Source organism: Candidatus Brocadia sinica JPN1, from assembly GCF_000949635.1.
Lineage (GTDB): Bacteria > Planctomycetota > Brocadiia > Brocadiales > Brocadiaceae > Brocadia > Brocadia sinica.
The window spans coordinates 1,080,359-1,102,617 of sequence record NZ_BAFN01000001.1; the positions used below are offsets into that span (position 1 = coordinate 1,080,359).

The 22,259-nt window shown below is 42.3% G+C and carries 23 protein-coding genes, 2 pseudogenes and 2 riboswitches; of the genes and pseudogenes, 17 read left to right on the top strand and 8 right to left on the bottom strand.

Annotated elements, in window-relative coordinates; all coding sequences use genetic code 11:
- The first annotated feature begins 72 nt into the window (after nucleotides 1–72).
- The 7 genes and pseudogenes from BROSI_RS04880 to BROSI_RS04910 all read left to right on the top strand — a co-directional run bounded on the left by BROSI_RS04880 (nucleotide 73) and on the right by BROSI_RS04910 (nucleotide 5,985).
- Nucleotides 73–1,875, top strand: coding sequence for a dynamin family protein (locus tag BROSI_RS04880; protein WP_052562650.1), 1,803 nt, complete (start codon nucleotides 73–75; stop codon nucleotides 1,873–1,875).
- 125 nt (nucleotides 1,876–2,000) lie between these two features.
- Nucleotides 2,001–2,062, top strand: a riboswitch (Fluoride riboswitch).
- A gap of 260 nt (nucleotides 2,063–2,322) precedes the next feature.
- Nucleotides 2,323–2,660, top strand: a pseudogene (locus BROSI_RS04885) (P-II family nitrogen regulator).
- A 215-nt stretch (nucleotides 2,661–2,875) separates the two neighbouring features.
- A complete protein-coding gene (locus BROSI_RS04890; protein WP_052562651.1) occupies nucleotides 2,876–3,160 on the top strand; it encodes a hypothetical protein in 285 nt (94 codons plus the stop codon).
- 26 nt (nucleotides 3,161–3,186) lie between these two features.
- A complete protein-coding gene (locus tag BROSI_RS04895) occupies nucleotides 3,187–4,089 on the top strand; it encodes a formate/nitrite transporter family protein (protein WP_052562652.1) in 903 nt (300 codons plus the stop codon).
- A gap of 12 nt (nucleotides 4,090–4,101) precedes the next feature.
- The gene (locus BROSI_RS04900) at nucleotides 4,102–5,028 is read left to right on the top strand and encodes a formate/nitrite transporter family protein (protein WP_052562653.1); all 927 of its coding nucleotides are present in this window, start codon (nucleotides 4,102–4,104) and stop codon (nucleotides 5,026–5,028) included.
- Nucleotides 5,029–5,198: 170 nt separating this feature from the next.
- Nucleotides 5,199–5,588 (top strand): HEAT repeat domain-containing protein, encoded by a 390-nt coding sequence (locus tag BROSI_RS04905; protein ID WP_052562654.1) that lies wholly within the window; start codon nucleotides 5,199–5,201, stop codon nucleotides 5,586–5,588.
- A complete protein-coding gene (locus BROSI_RS04910; RefSeq protein ID WP_052562655.1) occupies nucleotides 5,578–5,985 on the top strand; it encodes a hypothetical protein in 408 nt (135 codons plus the stop codon). The genes BROSI_RS04905 and BROSI_RS04910 overlap by 11 nt, the downstream gene beginning before the upstream one ends.
- 8 nt (nucleotides 5,986–5,993) lie before the next feature.
- On the opposite strand, the gene BROSI_RS04915 is transcribed toward BROSI_RS04910, so the two are convergent.
- From BROSI_RS04915 to BROSI_RS04950, 7 genes and pseudogenes are all read right to left on the bottom strand, one after another.
- Entirely contained in the window at nucleotides 5,994–6,221 is a 228-nt protein-coding gene (locus tag BROSI_RS04915; RefSeq protein ID WP_052562656.1) for a DUF2283 domain-containing protein, read from the bottom strand.
- Nucleotides 6,218–6,445, bottom strand: coding sequence for a DUF4258 domain-containing protein (locus BROSI_RS04920; RefSeq protein WP_052562657.1), 228 nt, complete (start codon nucleotides 6,443–6,445; stop codon nucleotides 6,218–6,220). Before BROSI_RS04920 ends, BROSI_RS04915 begins: the two co-directional genes overlap by 4 nt.
- 187 nt (nucleotides 6,446–6,632) lie before the next feature.
- Nucleotides 6,633–7,343, bottom strand: coding sequence for a DUF2927 domain-containing protein (locus tag BROSI_RS04925; protein WP_157842393.1), 711 nt, complete (start codon nucleotides 7,341–7,343; stop codon nucleotides 6,633–6,635).
- 135 nt (nucleotides 7,344–7,478) lie between these two features.
- Nucleotides 7,479–7,661: a DUF433 domain-containing protein gene (locus BROSI_RS18925; RefSeq protein WP_230400645.1), complete on the bottom strand. Its 183-nt coding sequence runs from the start codon at nucleotides 7,659–7,661 to the stop codon at nucleotides 7,479–7,481.
- 90 nt (nucleotides 7,662–7,751) lie between these two features.
- Nucleotides 7,752–8,928 (bottom strand): annotated as a pseudogene (locus BROSI_RS18930) (IS66 family transposase).
- Nucleotides 8,929–9,075: 147 nt separating this feature from the next.
- Nucleotides 9,076–9,717, bottom strand: coding sequence for a hypothetical protein (locus BROSI_RS04940; protein ID WP_052562660.1), 642 nt, complete (start codon nucleotides 9,715–9,717; stop codon nucleotides 9,076–9,078).
- 424 nt (nucleotides 9,718–10,141) lie between these two features.
- On the bottom strand, nucleotides 10,142–11,005 hold the full coding sequence (locus tag BROSI_RS04950) for a hypothetical protein (protein ID WP_052562662.1): 864 nt from the start codon (nucleotides 11,003–11,005) through the stop codon (nucleotides 10,142–10,144).
- Between the two features lie 156 nt (nucleotides 11,006–11,161).
- Nucleotides 11,162–11,281, top strand: a riboswitch (cyclic di-GMP riboswitch).
- A 165-nt stretch (nucleotides 11,282–11,446) separates the two neighbouring features.
- Between BROSI_RS04950 and BROSI_RS04960 the strand changes: the two genes are divergently transcribed.
- From BROSI_RS04960 to BROSI_RS19730, 6 genes are all read left to right on the top strand, one after another.
- On the top strand, nucleotides 11,447–13,141 hold the full coding sequence (locus BROSI_RS04960; protein ID WP_052562664.1) for a DUF6531 domain-containing protein: 1,695 nt from the start codon (nucleotides 11,447–11,449) through the stop codon (nucleotides 13,139–13,141).
- The gene (locus tag BROSI_RS04965; RefSeq protein ID WP_052562665.1) at nucleotides 13,125–13,727 is read left to right on the top strand and encodes a hypothetical protein; all 603 of its coding nucleotides are present in this window, start codon (nucleotides 13,125–13,127) and stop codon (nucleotides 13,725–13,727) included. The genes BROSI_RS04960 and BROSI_RS04965 overlap by 17 nt, the downstream gene beginning before the upstream one ends.
- Nucleotides 13,724–13,933 carry a hypothetical protein gene (locus tag BROSI_RS04970; RefSeq protein ID WP_052562666.1) on the top strand — a complete coding sequence of 70 codons (210 nt, stop codon included), beginning with the start codon at nucleotides 13,724–13,726 and terminating at the stop codon, nucleotides 13,931–13,933. The genes BROSI_RS04965 and BROSI_RS04970 overlap by 4 nt, the downstream gene beginning before the upstream one ends.
- Nucleotides 13,921–14,538 carry an RHS repeat domain-containing protein gene (locus BROSI_RS04975; protein WP_052562667.1) on the top strand — a complete coding sequence of 206 codons (618 nt, stop codon included), beginning with the start codon at nucleotides 13,921–13,923 and terminating at the stop codon, nucleotides 14,536–14,538. The genes BROSI_RS04970 and BROSI_RS04975 overlap by 13 nt, the downstream gene beginning before the upstream one ends.
- Nucleotides 14,477–14,914, top strand: coding sequence for a hypothetical protein (locus tag BROSI_RS20725; RefSeq protein ID WP_230400646.1), 438 nt, complete (start codon nucleotides 14,477–14,479; stop codon nucleotides 14,912–14,914). Before BROSI_RS04975 ends, BROSI_RS20725 begins: the two co-directional genes overlap by 62 nt.
- 125 nt (nucleotides 14,915–15,039) lie before the next feature.
- The gene (locus BROSI_RS19730; RefSeq protein ID WP_052562669.1) at nucleotides 15,040–15,321 is read left to right on the top strand and encodes a hypothetical protein; all 282 of its coding nucleotides are present in this window, start codon (nucleotides 15,040–15,042) and stop codon (nucleotides 15,319–15,321) included.
- Between the two features lie 549 nt (nucleotides 15,322–15,870).
- Here BROSI_RS19730 and BROSI_RS04990 read toward each other — a convergent pair.
- Nucleotides 15,871–17,535: an FMN-binding glutamate synthase family protein gene (locus tag BROSI_RS04990; protein WP_052562670.1), complete on the bottom strand. Its 1,665-nt coding sequence runs from the start codon at nucleotides 17,533–17,535 to the stop codon at nucleotides 15,871–15,873.
- A 430-nt stretch (nucleotides 17,536–17,965) separates the two neighbouring features.
- Between BROSI_RS04990 and BROSI_RS04995 the strand changes: the two genes are divergently transcribed.
- Genes BROSI_RS04995 through BROSI_RS05010 form a run of 4 tightly spaced genes read left to right on the top strand, consistent with a single transcriptional unit; the run spans nucleotide 17,966 to nucleotide 22,198 of the window.
- Nucleotides 17,966–18,961: an AAA family ATPase gene (locus BROSI_RS04995; protein ID WP_052562671.1), complete on the top strand. Its 996-nt coding sequence runs from the start codon at nucleotides 17,966–17,968 to the stop codon at nucleotides 18,959–18,961.
- A 5-nt stretch (nucleotides 18,962–18,966) separates the two neighbouring features.
- Entirely contained in the window at nucleotides 18,967–19,821 is an 855-nt protein-coding gene (locus BROSI_RS05000; RefSeq protein ID WP_052562672.1) for a DUF58 domain-containing protein, read from the top strand.
- On the top strand, nucleotides 19,818–21,182 hold the full coding sequence (locus BROSI_RS05005) for a hypothetical protein (RefSeq protein WP_052562673.1): 1,365 nt from the start codon (nucleotides 19,818–19,820) through the stop codon (nucleotides 21,180–21,182). Before BROSI_RS05000 ends, BROSI_RS05005 begins: the two co-directional genes overlap by 4 nt.
- Entirely contained in the window at nucleotides 21,179–22,198 is a 1,020-nt protein-coding gene (locus BROSI_RS05010) for a vWA domain-containing protein (RefSeq protein WP_052562674.1), read from the top strand. The genes BROSI_RS05005 and BROSI_RS05010 overlap by 4 nt, the downstream gene beginning before the upstream one ends.
- Nucleotides 22,199–22,259: the final 61 nt, after the last annotated feature.

Genomic DNA, 22,259 nt, shown 5'->3' on the forward strand with positions numbered 1-22,259 from the left:
GGTGGACAATAAATTTTCCAGATTTTAAGGATATTACACCCGATGCTTTTGTTTTTATGGAGGTGTTATTCCATGTTAGAAGAATTTATAAGGCATAAAACAGAAATACTGGGCACCATTGAAAATATTGTTGGTTTGATAAAGGATGATACGGGGGCCGTGGACAACAGGCTGCACATGATCAAGGAACAGTTGATATCAAATTGTTTTAATCTGGTGATTTTAGGACAATTTAAAAGGGGTAAGACAACCCTCATTAATAGCCTGATCGGTAAGGAAATACTCCCTTCTTCCGTAGTACCACTGACGTCTGTTGTGACAATCCTGAAGTATAGTGAAGAGGTTAGCTGCGTAGTCTCTATGGAAGACGGCAACGAGAAGAAAATTCGCATAGAGGAACTTCCTGATTATGTAACGGAGAAAGGTAATCCAAAAAATATACGGGGCGTACGATGTGCACGCATCGGGTATCCATCCCCTTTCCTTGAAAAAGGGATACTGCTGGTAGACACGCCGGGAGTGGGTTCCACTTTCCTACACAATACAGAAACGACCTATGAATTTTTAGATCATCTGGATGCGGCATTGTTTCTCATGAGCGCAGACGTCCCCATTTCGCAGGTAGAGAAAGAACTCCTCGACACGATTAAAGATTCTACCCAGAAGATATTCTTTGTTTTGAACAAGATTGATAATCTGACCCCGAAAGAGATTGAAGAAATCGCCGCCTTCAATAAACAGGTATTGGAGGAGATGGGATTTACCGTTCAGGAGATCTGGCCTATCTCTGCCAGAGAAGCACTAAAGGCAAAAACGGCGAACAATGACGTTCAACTTTCCCAGAGTGGCCTTTTGAACCTGGAAGATGCCTTAGGGAGTTTTCTCTCTTTAGAGAAAGGCAAAATCGTCCTCAATACCACCATATCAAAGACAAAGCGGGTCATCTCTCAGAAACTATCTCAGATAGCAATTGAAAGAAAGACCATGGAAGCCTCCGGGGAGGAGTTGGAAAATAAGATTAACACCTTTCATCAGCTTGTAGCGAACCTGAAGCAGGATAGAGAAGATATGAAATATCTGCTCAAAGGAGAATCGGACAAGCTGTGTTTCAGGGTGGAGGAGATGTTAAAGATTTTAGAAGAAAAGGAGACCCCGAGAGTAAAGCAGTGTCTTACGGATTTCTACGAAAAAAATCCCGATCTCAATCCCACAGCCTTAAGGGATGAAATGCAGAAGGTTATCAAGGAAGAGATCGTCAGGGGATTCGATGCATTTAGAAAAGATACCGAGAAGGTGATCTCGAATAATATCCAGGAAACCTTCAGCCGTTTCACAAAACGTTCCAATAATATCATCAACGAGTTTAAGACGGCTGCCGAAATACTCTTTGAGGTATCCATGGAACAATATGAATTTTCCGTTGAACTAGCCAGGGATACTGGTTTTTATTACATGGTCCAGGAATATACCGCCCCCACGGAAGAAGAGGTCAAGTCCATCCTGCGCGCCTTCCTGCCGAAATCCCTGAGCAGAAAAATGGTCTTGAACGAGATGATGGAGCGGGTATCCTCCGATGTGGGTAGGAATTGTGGCAGGACACGTTCTGACCTCACAACAAGGATCTGCAAAACCATCGACCATTACTCCAAACAACTAAAAGATCTTGGGAGCGATCTTATTGCCCAGATAGAACAAGCCATACAAAAGGGACAGGAGAGGCGAAGAGCAGGCAGCGAGTCTGTACGATTTGAACTAGAGTTATTAGCAAGCAAGGCTAAAGCCCTGGAAGGGTACAAAGAAAATCTGGAGAAGGTATGGAACATGATAAATCCGGTGGAGATAAGCCGTGAACAAAAAGCTGTGGCGATGGCCTAGCGCGACAGAATTGCAACTGAAAAGATGCAGGAGGTGCTTGGCAATAATATATTGGGTCTTCGGCGTCTTTTATTCGCGCAACCGGGGCGGTTGCGCTACCCGTTTGAAATTCTAAACGTTTACTTAATATTTAGAGCGATGGAGTTCGCTTAACTGCTACATTGTAGCTGATAACTCCTGTTGAAGTTATTCTTCGATAGGAGTTTTTTTATTGAAATTAAGGGAGAGAGTTTTTTTTTAATCAGGCATTTGACAACTTTTTGTTACGCAACCGAGACGGTTGTACTCCCAGTTTGAAATTCCTTACCTCAACATCAGGATAAAACCCGAAGGGCTGACAGAATATAGCCCAGGGAGACAGCCCTGGGATAAGGATTTCATAATATTTTAGCACTGAAAGGGAGACACATTGTCGTAATTCCACGACATTTCATTAGAGGAGTTTTTATGAAAAAGATAGAGGCAATAATCAGGCCGGAAAATTTGATATTGTCAAGGATGCTTTGTTGGAGTTGGGTTATCCGGGAATGACCGTTACAAAAGTAATTGGACAGGGCAAACAAAAAGGTATCAGCGAAGTATGGCGTGGGAGAAGATTTCGGGTTGACCTCTTATCGAAGATGAAAATCGAAATTACTGTCAGGGACACCGACGTTGAAAGAATCGTAAATACTATCATCAACGAATCCCAGACGGGGAGTATTGGCGATGGAAAGATATTCGTTTTTGATGTAGAAAACGCGTATCATATTCGCACAAAAGAGTCGGGCGAAGCTGCAATCTGAATTATGTAGATGGTAAAAGTAAATTGTCATTCCCACGCAAGTGGGAATCCAGGAAAATCACAAAAGACTGGATTCCTGCTTTCGCAGGAATGATATAGAGTAACATAATATAAACTTTTTTAAGACATTTACAGTAAGTGATATAAGTAAACTGTTATTTAGTTTTGTTATCCAGTTTTAACGAAAAAATATCAGCGATTATAAGGAGGTTATACATGTTAACTGACACATTCTTTGTATGTCCAAATTGTGGCAACTCTAAAAAATTTAAAGTATTTACCAGTAGCTTTCAGGTAATTGAACAATCACAAGAAACAGGGATGCGTATCCATGAAAGTAGCATTTTACCCAACTTAAGGCAGACCGATAACTACATTGAATGCCAGCGATGTTTTCAAAGATATGAATATGATAATGCATCGGTTATTGGTAAAAAATATATTCAAGTGACTAAAGGACTTCAATGTAAAATTCACAACATACTGGATGTATTATGTTGAATAAAGATCAAAAAAGGAGGTAATTTATGTCTGCCGAAGGGAATGAAGGTGCAAACAATCAGGAACCTACTGCACCAGTTATTGAGCTTGATACCTATGAACCGTCTGAAATGGCCGATCAAGTGGGACAGGTGGGTATCTCAAAGACGAATCTTGGTGCTTTGACCATGCTCGGCCTCAGTATCCTCGCAGGTGTCTTTATTGCCCTTGGTGCACAGCTCTCCATATTAGTAACACATACCGCAACCTCAAATTATAGTTTAAATCAACTCATCGGCGGGGTCGCATTTACCCTGGCAATGGTTTTGATCGTAATCACCGGCGCCGAACTCTTTACCGGGAACCCCCTTGTTGCAATGTCTTTTATGGCCCGAAAAATTACCGGCAAGGATTTTGTTAGAAATCTGATTATTGTATTTATTGGTAATTTTATTGGCGCATTAACCCTCGTTTTGTGGATATACAACTCTGAGCAATGGATGATGAACAATTATCTCCTTGGCGCCAAAATCGTCCTTGCCGCCAATAATAAAGTAAACGTCCCGTTTGGTGTCGTCTTTGTGCGGGGAATGATTGGTAATGCCTTGATTTGTCTGGGTGTTTGGTTATGTTATCGTGGTAAAAGTAATATCGACAAAATACTTGGACTACTCTTGCCCACATCTTGCCTTATCGCCTGCAACTTCGAGCATTCTGTTGTCAACATGTGGCTTATCCCTATGGGATTAATCCTGAAGGGCAACCATGCCGTAATGGCCGTCGCTGAAGATGTACACGGTGGTAGGCTCGATATTGCAAACCTCACCTTTTTTAAGGGATTTTTAATTGATAATTTGTGTCCTGTTGTCCTGGGAAACCTTTTCGGCGGTATTCTCTTGATTGCAGCCGCATACTGGTTTGCCTATGTACGCCCTTTAAAGAAATACTAAAGGAAAACGAAAATGGCAGAAAATGATATTCAAAATCCGAATCGGGCGGTGAATATGGATACAGCATATTCACCGGTACAAACAGCTTCCACAATTGAAAACAAGGCCGTTGTAAGGGCGCGATTCCGCGTCTCACAAACATTCGTATTAAGTATTTTAGCAGGTATTTATATTGCTCTGGGCGCCCAGTTTGCCTCGTTTGTCACCAGCGATTCCACCCTTCACTTTGGCGCTACTTGCCTTATTACCGGCATCGTATTTTCTCTCGGTCTTATCCTGGTTGAGGTTGCCGGCGCGGAACTCTTTACAGGCAACAATCTCAATATCATGGGCTATCTGAGCAAAAAGATTACGACACGTGAATTGCTCAGGGTCTGGACTCTTGTGTATATTGGTAATTTTATTGGAAGTATGCTCATGGTTTTCCTGATGAATATGGCGCATCAATGGGAGTATTTTCAATGCATGGCGGGTGCAAAGGCGTTGATAATTGCTTATAAAAAAGTGAATCTTACTTTTAGTGCAGCCCTGACACGGGGCGTGCTGTGTAATGCCCTAGTATGCCTTAACTCCTGGTTGTGCTATAGCAGTAAAAGAGTAGCAGACAAGGTCCTTTCAAATATATTTGTCATCGGCGGTTTCGTTGCCAGCGGGTTTGAGCACTGCGTTGCAAATATGTATTTTATTCCCATGGGTTTGGTGTTACGAAAAAATCCAGACGTCGTTGCTGCCGCTGAAAAAATGGCAGGCAAATCGTTAGACCTTTCTTTACTTACATGGAAGGGATTTTTGGTAAACAACCTCTTCCCCGTTACTATGGGAAATCTTGTAGGAGGGGTTATTCTGATTGGCGTCGTGTTCTGGTTTATTTATCTGCGACCACATATTAGTTATTTATCCCTTGAAGTAAAACCAGATTTTCCTCAAAACAAAAAGTAAACCTCGTAGTTTTAAACCTGTAAATGTATTGGCAATTGTCAAAGGTAACCAAAAAACCTTTCAAGGTATTCCGTTTAAGTCCCCCTTAATAAAGGGGGATTTTCTATGCCATACAATGTATAACCCGCTTAAATAAAATGAAAATTCCTATACAATCAAGGTAAAGTTCTATGACATTCTTCTGTCCGACATGTTGGAAAGAAATAAAGGGGATTGATACGATATGCCCTTTCTGTGGTGCTGACATATCAGAGTATGCGAACAAGGATTTTGAGGAAAAATTGATAAATGCACTCAGGCATCGAGAGCGAGAAACGGTTCAGCGGGCTGTGTACATCCTCGGTAGACGCAAAAGTATTAAAGCCGTACATCCACTTTTAAAGCTCTTTAAGCAAACAGACAACACCCTTTTAAAAATAGGAATTCTCAATGCCCTCAATGAGATAGGGGTACCGGAGGCTAAGGAATTTATATTTAAAGTGATTGATTCAGATACGGGCATAGTAAAAAGAATGGCACGGGAAATAATAGACAGGGAATCTATAAATCATGCTGAATGAATATCAAAAACGAGGTCTTTCAATAACCCTCCGTATTGTGGAAGAGACTATGCAGGATATTGAACACATCTTACATAACGGAATCTATACAGGTATCCTCTACGACATGAAATGTAGTATTTCCCCGGAGGCTAAAGAGGAATTTTTTAAAAGAGCATCTCTTATTAAAGACAGAATAAAGATCATTTCAAGAATATTTGACCTTCAAAAGGAACATAGAGAAGCAATACACGAGATTTTCGGTAAATTACCCCATTGCCTGGAAATTATTGAGGATGCAAAGGCAAAGAAGCTGAAAAGATATGGCGATGTCCAAAATGGACTTGATAAAGCCCACGATCCTCAACTCAATATAATTACGGATTTAATTTTGGAGATACAGCAGCTTTTACGATGAACAAAGCGTTAGTCAGTTTTTTGAGTTATCAAATCTTTATCAAATTCAAGTGTGTAAGATAATATGGTTTTTAAATCTATCTTTTTAGAGGCATTCAGGATTTCTATACCCACTATCTTGTCTTTAGAAGTTGTGTCTATATTAACTCCTTCAGAGATTTCTATAGCCCCTTCCGGTATCTCATCTCCCAACTTTAAATACAAGGCATCTACTTCGTCATCGTAATACACCTTCATCCTTTTCTTCCTTTCTTCAGAGGATAGTTTGTTATTATTGTCATTGTATCCTCTTTAACGGCAACAACAATTTTTAATGGATACTTAAATCCTTCGACATTTTCTATAATCTCACGAGTCCCCTGAGTCAACTCTTTTTCTTCCAGAATTTTTAAGATTTTTGACTCTGGAATTTTATATAGTTTTGCTCTTCTTTTTGCATGCCGAGAGAACTTTATTACCACAAAGCAAACCTACCTTTTTTTTATTTTCTACCTAAAGACAAGTTCTGTTGCTGCTGCCTGAATTGATAGCAAACATGTCTACACCAGAAACAAACAACTGTTGCTGAAGTGCCGTCGGCCAACTGCAACACTTGGTTAGACGACAACAAGTGGAAACCGATAACGTGCTATTAGTCTATGTAATGCCTTACTGAACTCCCCAATGTTTCTTAAATGCTGCTTGAACTTCCCCACGGGTCGCACCCGGTTGGATGTGATTGTAGAAAAAGACGATCAGTTGTTTGTCCAAATTGCTGAACTGTTGGACATCCCCGCCATTGTTCCCTTTTGCGTAAAAGATACTCTCGGGAAAAACCGGCGAGTCGTTCGAAAGCCCTAACGACTGAGTGATTTCCTCCAGAGCGAAATGCTGCAAGGCTTTGCCTTGGAGTTTGTCAGACGCAAGCAGAACGAACGCGCTTTCAATCTCGTGCCTTCCATTCCAAAATGTCCAGAAGTACCCCCAGTTGTCTTGCACGTACTGAAACTTATGTTGTTTCGCAAGACTTGGGAAATCCTGTAAAGGGGCGAAATAGACCTGAATATCGGCTCCCACGTCAGTTGCTTTGAGAAGTTCAATCTTCTTGATAGGGGTTTTGGTGAGAGTTTCATTCAAATGGGTAATTACATCGGTCACCACTTTCTGCTGTTGCTCCGACGCACCAAAGATGGAAAGCCTCGGGGTCTTTACCCATCGAGAACAAATCTTGCCCACCCCACCAAACTCGGGGCCTAAGATGACTTGCTCGACCCAATGTGCGACCCGATCGTTTGGATGAGCAGAAGCAGAGGGAACAGAGCAGAAACCTGCGATAACCGCTAGAAACGATAAAAACTGATAACGTAGAATGGTTATCATGGGATTATCCTTTAGAAAGATTAGCCACTTTACCAACATAAAAAAGACATACTAAAATCCGTCTATTTTACCTCTTATTAGTATAGATAATGCTCTTTCTTGTAACCTAACCCTTTTGCTCATTCAATTTTTTTGCTACTCTTGAGGGGTTCTTTTGCGTAATGCGCTTACAAAAGACTTGCTCTCTTGTATGGATTTGTCAATTTCGACTCGATGGTCATGATAGTAAGCCAAGGCAGCATATACACCGGCTAATGTCAGGTCATACTCTGCTGCAATCTCATCAGCGCTGTGTCCTAACAACTCATGCCAAATCACAATGTTTTGTACGGTAATGCGATGTCCGGCTATTCTCGGCTTACCACCAGCAAAACCGGTAATTATTCAGCGTATTTTTAAGCACTACTGTTAAGAGCGAACAGAATCTGGCAATTCACCGCGAAATAGCATCTTTAATGCCTGTCTCAAATTTACCCCTTGTTTTCGACAAGTTGAGAGGTAGCTGCGAACGCGACAGAAAATCCTGGCCCCGTCCAAAGAACGAAAACAGCCCGATATTTTCTGCTGAACCTTTGTCATCCTGATGTCGTTTTCAGCCAAATTATTCGTGAAGGGGACGTTTTTATTGTCCATGAACATCAGGACATCATCTCATACTTTCATAATCGTTCCAGAAGATTCCTGGCTTTTGTCCTTTTCGCCCGACCTCTTTTCCCCTTACGGTTTGTTTCGTCAGGGGGAGGGCTTTCTGCTTCTGCGTTTTGCAATATCGCACGATACATTTGCCGGTATTTTTCTGACTCACCAACTCCCAACATTCCCCCGGCATCGTTTGTTACACGATTTATCTCTTTGCGCATTACAGAGCGCGTGCGTACAGGGATAGGTGTAATACGCCTTCAAATGGTCGTGACAAAGAATCCCACGAAATTGGGGCAATATTCCTATGCTATCTATTGCCTCTGTCCCTCTCCCTTCGTGAGGATAAAAACATGTCCACTGCCTATTGGATGCACTATGCAACCAATATCTACCCCCGTTCTTGTTAATACTCGTTTCATCCACATGTAACACCTCTGACTTAGTGAGTTCTGCTTTGCTTTTCTCCCCGAAGGTTTCCAAACATTCGTAGGCTTCCTGATTAAAATTGTACAAGGAACCTTCACTCACCGGTATCGACATCTGCTCTTTCTGTTACCTCCCGTGAAATCTTCATATCAAACACCTGGCGCGCTTCGTAACCCACCACCGTATATTCCCCACGCGGCAACTTCCTTCGGTCTACTTTTATCACTTCCACTTTATCAGGGTTCTCAACCCTTTCCAGTGTCACCCCCTCACGACCCTTTTGTCCACCCACCTTCCTCTCACCCTTCGCCTTGCTTTCTCTCTTGCGATTCGGATCACTTGAGGGAGACTTACTGCTGTTGCGACTGTTACGGTTTAAACGACCAACCAGCAGCGTGATCAGTAATACCAATAACTCTACCATGGACCTCATGGCTGGCGACAGCCCTTTCTCTTCAGAAAGAAGCTTCTCTACTTTTTGGAGCGTTACCTCTATGTCTATATTGTCTATCGTCAATGAATCCGCCTCCTGATGATGCAAAAATCAATTCTTATGGATGCAGCAATAATAAATTTAATTGCTTCAGCCATCGGATGTCAAGGAAATGTTCGTACGGCATTCACAAAGCTCGTTATAAACAAGGCAAAGGTTTTTCTCTATTTTTTATTCCTCAGTATTACCTTCTAAATCATACGTCCAGGAATAATCGTGAGTGGCGTCGAAGATCACCTTTTTGAATCCTAGATTTTTAAGGGCGGGGAGAAAGCCTGTGCCATTCACTACCTGATACACGAGAGGACGCGACCAGAACATGTACTCCATTCGTAAAATTGTCGCTTCTTCTCCCTCTAATTCCACATGTACGTACATATCTTTACCCACAAAATACCTCTCAAGTTTCCCCATCACCTCTTCACGCTGCTTTTTCAAATACTTTTGGGTTTGGATCACCGATGCTCTTTCCATTTCTGCCTCTCTCCGCATTACTTCGTCCATTAACCTTTGTGCTTCAGCATATTCCGGGGAATCCTGTTTGATGGCCTCTAGATGTATCCTTGCATCATACACCCTTCCCCAGGAAGTTTTGAACGGGTCTTCATCTGGTTTGTATCCATCCATTAATGCCTTCCTTGCTTCAATAAGGTGATCATAGGGAGTTAATTCTCCTGGCTTAATTTCGTTAACCGATGCAGGTTGTTTGGCGTTTTCTGTATTCCATATAACCATGACAAAAAGGATACTTATACCGATAACAAACAAGCCGATCGTCCACCAATTTTTGTTCCAGGGTTTTGATGGATACATATTTTAGCCTATTAAAATTAGGCTGCTTTGGCAGCGACTTTTCATCTCCCCTCTTTTTAGAGGGGAATCATATAAGATTGAAATTCCTTAACATTACATTATCCCTCCCTTGATGGAAGGGACTAAGGGAGGGTGATTGATCTTTTCCTTTAACCCCCCACCTGGCCTCCCCCATCAAAGGGGGAGGAACTAATTTTTTAAAATTTCTTGTCATTGAATCAGGTCTTCGCCAATTTTTTTCAACCACCAAGACCCCAAGACACAAAGTTTTTCTTTGTATTTTGTGACCCTGTGGCAATTGAAATTCCTAAGTATGCAGATAGCCGACCAAACAACCCTTCTCTTTCTCCCCTTGCGAAGGGGAGAATACAAGAGAGATAAAAACTTTCTAAAAAAAAGTTTTTAAACAGTAATACTATAGTATTCATTGCTTAGTCAATGCCGATCTTCCAGCGAGTTTGCAGAAATGGTAAAAGCAAAAATACTCCCACGCGAAAGGCCCGAATCCCAGAAATCCTGCCACTGGCATCTCAAAGATCTTTACATCCTTCATAAAAGGGGCGGTGTACACCCACTTTGATGCAGCCCAGTAATTCCAGAACTCCCACAGGAAACCGCAGATGTAACCTGCTACGAAGAGGCTCAATATCCGGGAAAGCCTGCCTTCTTCTAAATCCTTTAATAATGATTCCCCTTTGCTACAATATACGATGGGGTCGAATATCATGACATATCCCGTCCAGACCAGCCCAAAGAGATAACGGGCATAGTCTCTGCTGATGAGCAATGGAGCCATGATAAAAAAGAATCCCAGGACAATACTGGTATATATAATCCTGTTTGAAACGCGGAGATTGGCAATCCGAAATCGATCGAAAAATTTCAGGGTTTTGATGAGTTCTGTGGTTTGAAACATCCCCGGCATGATCAGAGCAAAGGCCAGTCCCATTCCAATACAGAGTTCTATCCTGTTTTTCGGCAAACCCTGATATTCCCAGTTTGCAAGATGGAGGTTGTAAAATTCAAATAGGAGCCAGAAGGCAATAGACAGGGGCATCTGAATGTAAAATTCCCGTCTGCGGTTACAGAGGAGTGAATTCCCTTTGAGCCTAAAAATAATCGCATCTAAAAGCATCACGTAGCCCAACCAACATAAAGGGGTTGCCCAGATGCTGATTTTATAAGCAAAGTAATTGTGATGCTGAATGAGCAAGCAGCACTCAACAAAACAGATTAATCCAATACCCAGCCAGCCATGATGCTTAAATGTGAAGGATGTGTTTTTCATGGAATAATGGTTATGAATGGTTGAAAAATCATACCTCGACGGAAATAGTGTTTCAAGATATTTTATATTTTTATTGATAACTATAATAATTATTGTTAACCATTACGACTGAAAACAATTTATCTCCATCAATTTATTTATACAATAAAAAAACCATCGCGATAAAGACAAACCCTGAGTGATCAGGTGGCGCAAAGTAAAGGGTCTTTTAAACAGACCAAGAGCGCAGTTTATAAAAGACCGCTTGTTGGGAAAAAAGATAGCCTTACTGCCGAAGATGTTTCCAGGAAATATCTTTGCAGTAAGGCTTTTTTATTTTGTAAATATCATCGATCAATGGCCTTCTGGGAGTTCTTGAAAGATGCAATAATAACCATTTTGCTACCATTCTACCAATCTAAGGGCATCGAAGAAAAAGTCCAGCCATAAAAGGAGGAAACTATGCAACCACATAGCTTTAAATTTCCAAAGCGTGCACAACGTACTTTCGTAAAATATCTGTTTGCTTTTGCCTTCTTCATTTTTTCTTCTGTCATATTTACCTTGGCCGGATATGCCCATACATGCGGCCCCTCTGTCTTAGAGATGAAAGTTGGAGAGACAACGACCTGGCAGATCACGGCTGATCTTACAGAGGAAGAAACCCTGTATACGCCTTTAAATACAGGTGATCCGAATGTTGCAACGATATCATCAGATACGCCATTCACTGCCCACCACGGTGTATTTACGATTACTACCGTAGTGGCTGGACAGACGAGTTTTGCAATTCAATGGTATTTTATGAGCAGACCGATGCAGGCGATGTTTGGTGAGGTCGTCGTTGCCGTAAAAGAGGCTGAACCAACGCCAGTCGCAATGGTTACACCAACACTCATATTATCGGGACTTATAATCAATGACGACTTCTTTGTTTGTCCTTTCAACAGCACGTCCACACACGGGAAAAAATTTGTTCAAGCAAGGGGTGGCATTTTTATTGACGCAACCTGCACAATATGCCCACCACCTGATACCGCTTCCATGATTGCAAGCGGTGGCTTGAAAAATGACACCCCCGACCCCATAACCCTTCACAATGGTGAATTTGTCTTACAGATAACAGACCTCAAGATCCCCGGACGTGGTTTCGACTGGACATTTACCCGCACCTATAAAAGCCGTGTTACCTTTGATAGCCCGCTGGGTCATAACTGGGATTTTAACTATAACTCCAGGCTCTTGGAAATTACCGAAGAGAATCAGGATGCCATTTCAACGGATACCTTTTCTCCTATCCTGAGTGATTCATTTATAAAAGTGGGAAGCGTTGTGGTTATGGACGGTCACGGCCACTCTGACCTTTACGGGCTGCAATCAGATGTCGCAGACAGCACCCCGCTCGGCGCCTATACCCGTCTGACAAAGAATGGAGATGGTTCCTTTACCTTAAGAGACCGACAGGGGAGCAAAAAGTCTTATGACAGAAATGGATTCCTTGTCCATTTAGAAGACAGGCATGTCAATACCATGACCTTTACAAGGGATGAGGATGGAAAACTTTTAGGGGCTATCGACACATTGGGCAGAAAGATCACTTACAGTTATAACACTAACGGAAGGCTTGTTGAGGTAAAGGACTTCATCAACAGGTCCATTACATTTGAATACGACAGTAACGGCGACCTCGTTTCCGTCACATCTCCATCTGTTACAGGTACACCTAATGGTAATAATTTTCCGGATGGTAAGACCAAGAGATATACCTATTCGTCCGGGTTTGATAATGAGAAGTTGAATCATGGCCTTCTGACCATAACTGCACCCAATGAAGTTGCGGCTGGCGGCTCTCCTCGTCTGATCAATGTTTATGAAACAGATGAAAATTCCTATGCATACGGTCACGTCGTTAAGCAGACGTACGGCGGGATCAATGCAAGTGGAATTGCTGCTGGCGGTGATATAACGTATAAATACGAAGAGATGACTTCAAATCCCCTGGATACAAATGACCCGGTCAACCGTGTGACGGTAACAGACCGCAACGGGAATAAGGCGGTATATGAACATAACAAACTGGGGAATGCCGTATCCACAAAGGAATATACGAAAGGTTTACGTGAGGGTGAGCCGGAATACTTTGAGGCGACCTTTTGAATATAACGAAGACGGCGAAAGGGTTAAATCCGCACTGCCTGAAGGGAATACTGTGGAAAATGCCTATGCAACTGAGAATTTGGGATCAGTAGATTATCGGAAAAGCAGGTTCAAACATGGGAATCTTTTAGAGAATAAACAGTTACCCGATAGCGACCGGGGAGGCGCCCAGCAACAGATAGAGCCAACATACACCTATGACCCGATATACAACCGGGTCAGAACACAAACTGACCCCAGGGGAAACGATTCCAGTCATACACCACCCAATGGAGGTACGAATTCTAAGGAAAGATACACCACCACGTATTTCTATGATTACCAGGAGGGTAATAATCTGAACGACTTGGCAGAGGTTATGGGAATTTCTGGCGCAGAAGTTCAGGAGATGCTGGATGAAGCTGGTGTAAAACTCGGTCTGGTCGATTTGAACGGAGACGGCATTACGGATAATGTTTACGGAGATGTGGTCAAGGTCGTTTATCCCACCGTAACCCCGTTGGGCGATTCTAACCAGGCAAAACTTGAAGGAGATACCTCGCAGGAGATTGTGGAATTGTTTGTTTATAATAAATATGGCAGATGACCTCAAAGACCAATCCTGAAGGGAATATCACCACGTATGACTATTACCCGGAGAATGATCCCGATGGTGATAGAAAGGATAAGATCAAGGATAAAGGTAAAGATTCATTTGGTTATCTGAAGGAGACGATAGTAGATACCGCCTCATCATCAACACGGAATTCTGGCACAAATCCAAAACCGGTAAAGATCAGGTGGGAAACGTAATAAAAGAAATTAATGGCCGTGGCATGGCGACAGAATTTGTGGTAAATGAACTCAATCAGCAGGTAAAAATCATCCATGCCGCCGCCGTGCCAAAGCAAAAAGGAAAAAAGAAACCGTCGTTAAAGGCGTTCCAATATGCAACCAATATTGAGTATGACTATAATGATACCGTTGTAAAGAAAGAGATCGAAAATAAGGATAGTAATAACGGTTCTCTTGCTGGAGAATTTGTGGAACATATCTACGCATATGACATCCTTGACCGCCTGGTCAAGGAAACCCAGGAAGTCAGCGAGGCAGAGACATTGACCACCGAATACCGCTATGATGCAAATGAAAACAGGGTCAAGATTATTTTTCCGGGGGGAAATTATCAGGAGACGATATACGACGAACGAGACCTGGTATATCGCACCACAAATATATGCGGTTGCAGCGGGGGTTCTCCCAATACAACGCACAACTATGACCAGAACGGAAATCTCATTGAGACAATAGACGGTGAAGACAACAATGGAGATGGGAAGAACGATAGTGCCCTGTATGCATATGATGGTTTTAAACAGGGTCATCAAAACCACGGATCCTATAGGAAATGTCACTGAACAGGCATACGACCCTGTCGGTAGCGTTACCAAGGTATCACGGTATGGTCTTATTGGTGGAGAAAGTCCACAGGATAATTCTGGAACAGGGAATGTGCTCCTGAGACAGACGGAATATTTCTTCGATGAAATGAACAGGCAATACCAGAAGGATGATGTGTTATTTATATCCGATGGCGTGAGTACGGTATGCACCCCGGTACTCAAGGACGGCCCATTGGGCACATCCAATGATGGAAGGGTAACGCACGCTATGAATACGACCGTAAGGGGCGTAACACGTTTGCGATTGAAGACGATGGAAATGTATTCGAGTTTCAATTTGACGGCGCTGATAGAAGGATTGTTCAGATTGACCCGGAGGGGAATCGTGTAGACACTACCTACAATGAAAATAGTAACGTAACAAAAGTTGTTGAGACAGAGATTACTCAAGAAGGGAACAGTCCATCACTGACCGAAAGATTTACTACCATAAATGTTTATGATGCCCTGGATCGTTTGGTCAGGACGACGGATAATATCGGCCAGACAATCCGATTTGGGTACGACAGTCGTAATAATCAGATATTTTTCAGCGATGCGCAGGGAAAGGAGGTAAAGGACAAGGAAAAGTTGTTCAAAGGATTGATCAACAAGGACGGTAACACCGTCCATTTTTACTTCGATGGAATTAACCGAAAGATCAAAGAGGAGAGGGATATCAGGAAGGGCGGACAGGGTAGCGGCGCAATAGATACCTCCAATCCTTACAATTCTGATTTGTTTATAGATCGCATTTAATCTACACGCAATTTACTGTATCTTTTATTTTCATTTACCGGCTACATTCACGGACGGCCTGTTACTCATCAACCCCTTTAAACTTAAAATTGATAATAAAGTTTTCATCTTCGTTATTCTTTATCTTGGAACTTGTCTTTTTTGAACCGAGGCCAGATTTTTTTGCCTCAACAGTATACGTTGCATCATCTTCGAGTCCACCAAAGCCCCAAGAAACCTGAACTTTCCGTTTGTCCCTCTCCCTGACCGTCAGTACTGCTCTTTATTGTCACCGTAGCGCCTGCAACAGGTGTTTTTCTCTATCCGATACATATCCATATACTGCCAGTCCCGATGTTGAGGATTTAAGATCAAAAATGGTATCTTCCAGGGCGAATATTTTCTTTTCCTTCGCATATAATGACTCTGACCTTACACCTGTAATAGCCAGTATAATGCCAAGACATAGCTTTGTCCTTTTTTCCCCATTTTTATCGGCCTCCTTTTCCCTATTTTATTTGTAGCGATTTCCGTGAGAGCAGGATTTTCCCAGAGAGAATTCGATAGGATTTATTTTTTCGCCTTACCCTTTCCCTTGGTTACAGGTTTTGAGGATACTTTTGGTTTTCCCTTTGCTACCGGCTTCGACGGTTTTTCTTTTCCCATGAGGATCTGTTCCGCTTCTTCGATATCTGCATCCATAATATATTTTATACCAGTTACTTCAGCTGCTTCACGAGTTAGAGTTACAATATCGTCTCTTGTTAAATATTCCAGGGCAAACTTCCTTGCACCGCACATCAATTGTCGCAGACCCTGGGATAGACGTTGATAATATGAATAAACACCAATTGCCCCCGAAGGTACTTCCCGGCCGTTTGTGCCGAACAGTCTTTTTGCCCTGGATGCCAGAACGAATATTTCTTCCATTGTTTTTCCATAAGGTTCAATCGTTTTATCGATATCGTTCTTCTTGATCTGCTCAGCAATTAATTTTCCCACATGGGCAGCACAGAGCGGAGAGCGTGCCATTCCTACAGCCTTGACATACGGTGCGCCAAGCGCCATAGCTTTAAAGATATCATCCTCAAAGGCAAAGCCTCCGGCAAGGATAATATCCGGAACGTACTGCCCCTTTGATGCCAATTTATGTACATAATTATACGTAAGAGATGCGATATATAAGGTTGGCACCCCCCATTCATTCATCATATGCCAGGGGCTCATGCCCGTGCCACCGCCGGCACCGTCAACTGTCAATACATCTACACCAGCAACAGAACAATAGCGCACCGCTCTTGCAAGATCTGCCGGTCTATAAGCGCCTGTCTTCAGGAAAATATATTTTGCGCCCGCCTTCCGTAATTCTTTCACCCTTTTTACAAATGCCTCTTCATTGACCATTCCGACACGAGAGTGTCTTTCAAATTCTTTAAACGCCTTCCCAAAAAGAGATGCTACGGTATTATCGTACGGATCGGGTAATACAATATAGCCCCGGTCTCTTAACAGCCTTGCCTTTTCCAAACTGTTAATTTTAACCTCTCCCCCAATATCCTTTGCGCCTTGTCCCCATTTCATTTCAACTGCCTGTACACCTAATTTATTTATGCCATACTCCAGTACGCCTAACCGGCTATCTTCAACATTTTCCTGCATTACGATAACACCGTAACCATCCTGCTGCCACGTCTGGAAGGTTTTTACCCGGTATTCAATATCCGGGCAATGAACTATCTTTCCATTCTCCAGCTTTGTATTGACATCCATGCCGCCTACATTTTCACCAATAGTTAAACCGGTGCCAGAAATTGCAGAACCGACAGCTATGCCATCCCAATGTGTTTTTGCGACATTCGTCGAACCCAAACCCGGAATCATGATAGGCAACTTTAATTTAATCCCCTTGTCTTTGCCTAACCGTGTTTCTGCGTTTACGTTCTCAAAAATTGCCTTATCGCTGTTGGCCTCTATTCCCACCGCTCCAACGGCAGTTCCCATAATATTTAAGTGAGAAAAGTCTACGGGATAGTCCTTGTCTGCCCCGGCCGTGATAGTTCCGAAAGGCTGCGGGTATAAATTTTCCGATGCCCTGAAGGCAGACTTCCCGATTTCGCATAAGCCCGGACACTCATCCACGCAAACCGAACACATGCCGCTGGCATGTGTTCTATCGTTAGGTGTTCTGTTTTTTGTACGTGTTGCAGCAGACGCATTTGGTTTTGAAAATGACATTTTCAAACCCCTTTCCATGAATGAAATTTATCAAACTAAACGGTAATTGAATTTGTTTTCATGTGACTTATGAATTAAATTTTCAGTATATACACATTTTTAAATTTACTGTCAATACAATTCTCCAAAGAAGTAAACGTTAACAACGGAAGCATATTGCATGCCAGTATATGGGACTAGATTTCTTTGCCAGGAAATTTTTTTTGATAATGTTGTATCCTGATGAAAATACATTGAGTTGCAATAAAATAACCATAAATTTGTTTGTAAACAAAAAAAGTAAACTATATAATTTAATCCAAAAATAACATGCGTGTTGGCTGAAAATTACCTATGATGCGGCGGTTTATCCCCGCCAACTTGCACACATCCAAATTTATGAAAATAACCGGAAGACAATTTAGCTGCGGCAAATGGGGGATAGAAAACTGTGAAGGTACGGACAAAAACACTCGCGAATGACAGGGATTTTATCAAAGAAAAAATTGAAAAGATAAAAAAAGAAGTGGGAAAGGTTATTATTGGGCAGGATGAAATGATTGAGAGTATCATTGTTGCGCTTCTCTCGGACGGACACATTCTCCTGGAAGGTTATCCGGGGCTTGGAAAAACGGTAACGGTGAAAACCCTTGCCCGGGTATTGGATGCAAAATTCAAACGGGTGCAATTTACTCCGGACCTCATCCCCGGTGACATTACAGGATTTGAAATGTGGGATCCGGAAACAAGGAAAAGCCGGATACAAAAAGGGCCTGTATTTACCAACTTATTACTTGCGGATGAAATTAATCGTGCGCCGGCAAAGGTGCAAAGCGCCCTGCTCGAGGCGATGCAGGAAAAACAGGTGACTATTGGGCGGGAAACCTATCCTTTGGAAAAATTATTCCTTGTGTTGGCAACCCAAAACCCCATTGAGATATCAGGAACGTATCTGTTGCCGGAGGCAGAAATAGACCGATTCATGTTTAAACTAAAGGTGCGCTACCCGGCATACGGGGATGAAAGGGAAATTACAGAAAGGCAGATTCGGGATGAAGAGGTTGAACTAGACGTTGTTTTAGACACGAAAGAAGTGATCTCTTTAAGACACACAATTTCTGAATGGCTGCCTTTGGAAGAAACCTCAGTCATCGTAAAATATATTACGCGCCTGGTCAGGGCAACAAGACCGAATGAAGAGAACGGGGATTTAAGAAATCTCGTGATGTACGGGGCATCACCCAGAGCAACCATTGCGTTAGCGAAAGCAGCCCGCGTTTATGCCTTTATTCTTGGAGATGATATAGTACTGCCGGAACATGTTCATAAAATGGCTTATCCCGTTTTACGGCATAGAATTATTCTCACCCATGAGGCTGAATCACAGGGTATTGATTCTGACGATATCATTGAAAAAATCCTTCATCGGCTCCCTATTTTGGAATAAATAAGATGAAGAGGAGGATAAAGCTTTCATTACAGCGATTGATTGGAAACCTCTTCGAAGGAACGTTTTCCAGTTATGTGAATGCCCTGCATGGACTGGAACTTGATGAACTCCGGCAGTACCAGCCAGGGGATGATTGTAAGTCCATCGACTGGAAGGCAACGGTTAAAACCGGAAAACTCCACGTACGCATGAAATTAGTGGATAAACGAGTCACCATTGTATTTCTTGTTGACAAAAGCCGGTCGGAAAAGTTTGGTTCTTTTCTTACTACAAAAGAAGAGGTTCAATCAGGTATTCTCTCAATCCTTGTTCATGCCGCATCGGAAACTGGCAATGAAATAGGTTTTATTACATTTACCGATAGGGTAGAAAATTACATTCAGCCCAAAGCCGGCGAAAAGGAAGCGCTGATAAATGTTAAAAATATCTTACATGAAACACCCGCGAGTACCCGTACTGATTTAAATAGCGCGTTTACATTTTTACACGAAAAAATTTCTCCCCCGGCCCTGGTATTTATATTATCTGATTTTTTGGCGCCTTACAACTATGAACAATCGCTGAAAATGCTATCTTATCTGCACGAAGTAATTCCAATTGTTATTTCCGACAGAACAGAATCGTCCTTGCCTGATGCAAGGGGATTTCTGGCTGTTCAGGATATAGAGACAGGTACGATAAAATCGGTTGATATTTCAACCGCACTCAGAGAGTCTTTGCCTTACCTGACTTTGTTTCGGAAACTCAATATAGACCATCTTGCGCTGTCTACTGAGGAAAATGAGGAAATGTGGATTAAAAAAATCTCTGAATTTTTCGACAGACGTATCAGGAGAGGGGGGAGAAGGAGACGATGAAGTATTTTTTTATCATCTTATGTATGATCGTCGTGTTTTGGGGAAATAGTATTCTTCATGTCAATGCACAAGAGCAACCCCAAACTCAGGAACTCACAGAAATGGGACAAGAGCCGGTACTGACGGATAAACCGATTGAAATCTGGACATTTATTGACGATTACCGGATAATCACAGGCAAGACGCTGCATCTGACCGTTCAGGTTTTGTGGAAGTTAGGGGTGACCGTTAATCTGGAAGGTGTAGATAAGATCGATCTTTCCCCATTTAAGGTGGAAGGTGTGATACTAGGGGAACGTCAAATCTTTGATAACGAACATGATTATATGATAATTACCTATGCGCTTTCATTGCCTTCAGATATGAAAGAAGGTATCTACTCTATCCCTACTCTCTCTCTTTCATACAGAAATGAAGTTGATAAGAGCGAAGGCATGGCTGCTTCATCGCCTGTTGCAGTGAAAAAGGTGTCTGTTTCTGCTGAAGGAAAGGTGGATAAGGATGTCATTACCATCGGCGACCGCATCAATTATGCCCTTACAATCCGGCATGAAAAAAATGTAAAGGTATTATGGGAAAACATTGAAAAACTCAATTTTTCCCCCTTTGAAGTCTTAAAAATGAATAGAGAAAATTTTACGGAAGGAAATATCGAAAAGATAGTACTCAATTACACCCTTTCATTGTATGAACTGAGAGGGAAAAAAAAGACCCCAGAAATCCCAGAACTAACGATTTTGTATTATCTGGAATCACGTTCAAAGCCAGAAGCAGGAATGGGCATCATTGAGACGAAAGAGGTGAAGACGGCCGCCATCCCTATTATTATTAACAGTCTCCTGAAGGCAGTAGATGTGCCTTTAGAGGGAATCAAAGGGCCAATGTATTATTCACAGAAATCTCTGTTTTTCCATGGATATTTACCCATGGGTCTGGGTATCGTTCTGTTTTTGTTTTTGGGCGTGACTGCGTTACGTTCTATTGCCGGAAAGGTATCGCCGTCTTCACCAAAACCGGTAAGCGAAACACCCCAAATTGCCCTGGAAAGATTAAAAAATGCTCTGTCGTCTTCCCACTTCTCCGATGATGAGTCATTAAACCGGGAAAATATCTACAATATTAATAAAGCATTACGAACGTATCTTGGTACCCTCATCGGCATTTCAAATGAAACGGCGCAATCCGCCACAACGTCAAGTTTTTTGAACTATGATATCCAGAAACAATTCCCGGAAGAGACATCAATCGTCATCCACTCAGCATTAAAACAACTCGATGGGCTTATTTTTGGCAGACACATTGAGAAAGACGCATTTGACAAGATGCTGCGGGGAATAGAAGGAATTATCGCAGATAAATGACCTTCGCCAGCCCCTTACTCTTTCTGCTCCTCATCCCTTTTGGCTTCTTATATCTCTTTTGGAGGGAAAAGAAGTTTCTTGGGTATTCCAGCCTCTATTATATGAGAGAGCCTGCAGGGTCCAAACGGCTTATTGCCCGTCTCAATAAGCCTGTTTTTTTTGGCGCCGCGTTTTTTGCAATTGTGGCCATTGCACATCCGCAAACAAGGTATTACCAGGAGAAGACTGCCCTGCAGGGACGGGAAATCATCCTTTCTATAGATACTTCTTTTAGTATGACGGGAACGGCTATTGAAACGATAAAAAAGATTGTCGGTGATTTTATTAAAAAACGGTCGAATGACCTCATAGGTATTACGATCTTTGGTACGGATGCCGCCCTCATTGTTGTTCCTACCATGGAAACCCAATTACTGGAGAAATCCCTGGAACGTGTGCAGGCCTCTCAGGTGGGTTATCAAACGGCCATTGGAGAAGGTCTCTTTACCTCCCTCACAGCGCTGTTTGAAAAAGAGATGGGAAAGCAATTTACCATAAAAGACTTGAGAAATAGCATTAATAAAGAGTATCTTGCCGATTATGCCATTTCTTTTGTCAAAGAAATGGAACAAAGGGAGGTGCTGAAAAATAAGCTTATCATCCTCTTTACCGATGGAATATACAACATTGGTATCTCACCCACCAGACCCTTGCGCCTGTTGAAAAGAATGGGAATAAAGGCATATGTCGTGGCGGTCAAGGCTTCGGATGTTACTGGTGTAGATCCGGAAGTTGCGGCCGAACATATTGAGGAATTAAAGGAGGCCGTCGAATCAACCGGGGGAAAATATTACCATGCAGAGAATTTCGAAGAGGTTGCCAAATTCTACAACGAGATCGACAAAATCGAAAGGGACAAGATTACCATAGAAACCGTTCTCAAGAAGAAAGACCTTTATCTCTTCCCCACCCTTGCAAGCCTGGTTCTTCTTTTGATTTCAGTTTTTCTAGAAAATGTCTGGATGCGAGTACCATAACGGGGGAAGCCGCAACCAAAAAGAGTTACTTGGAAGTGAATAACACATACTGTCGTTTGTT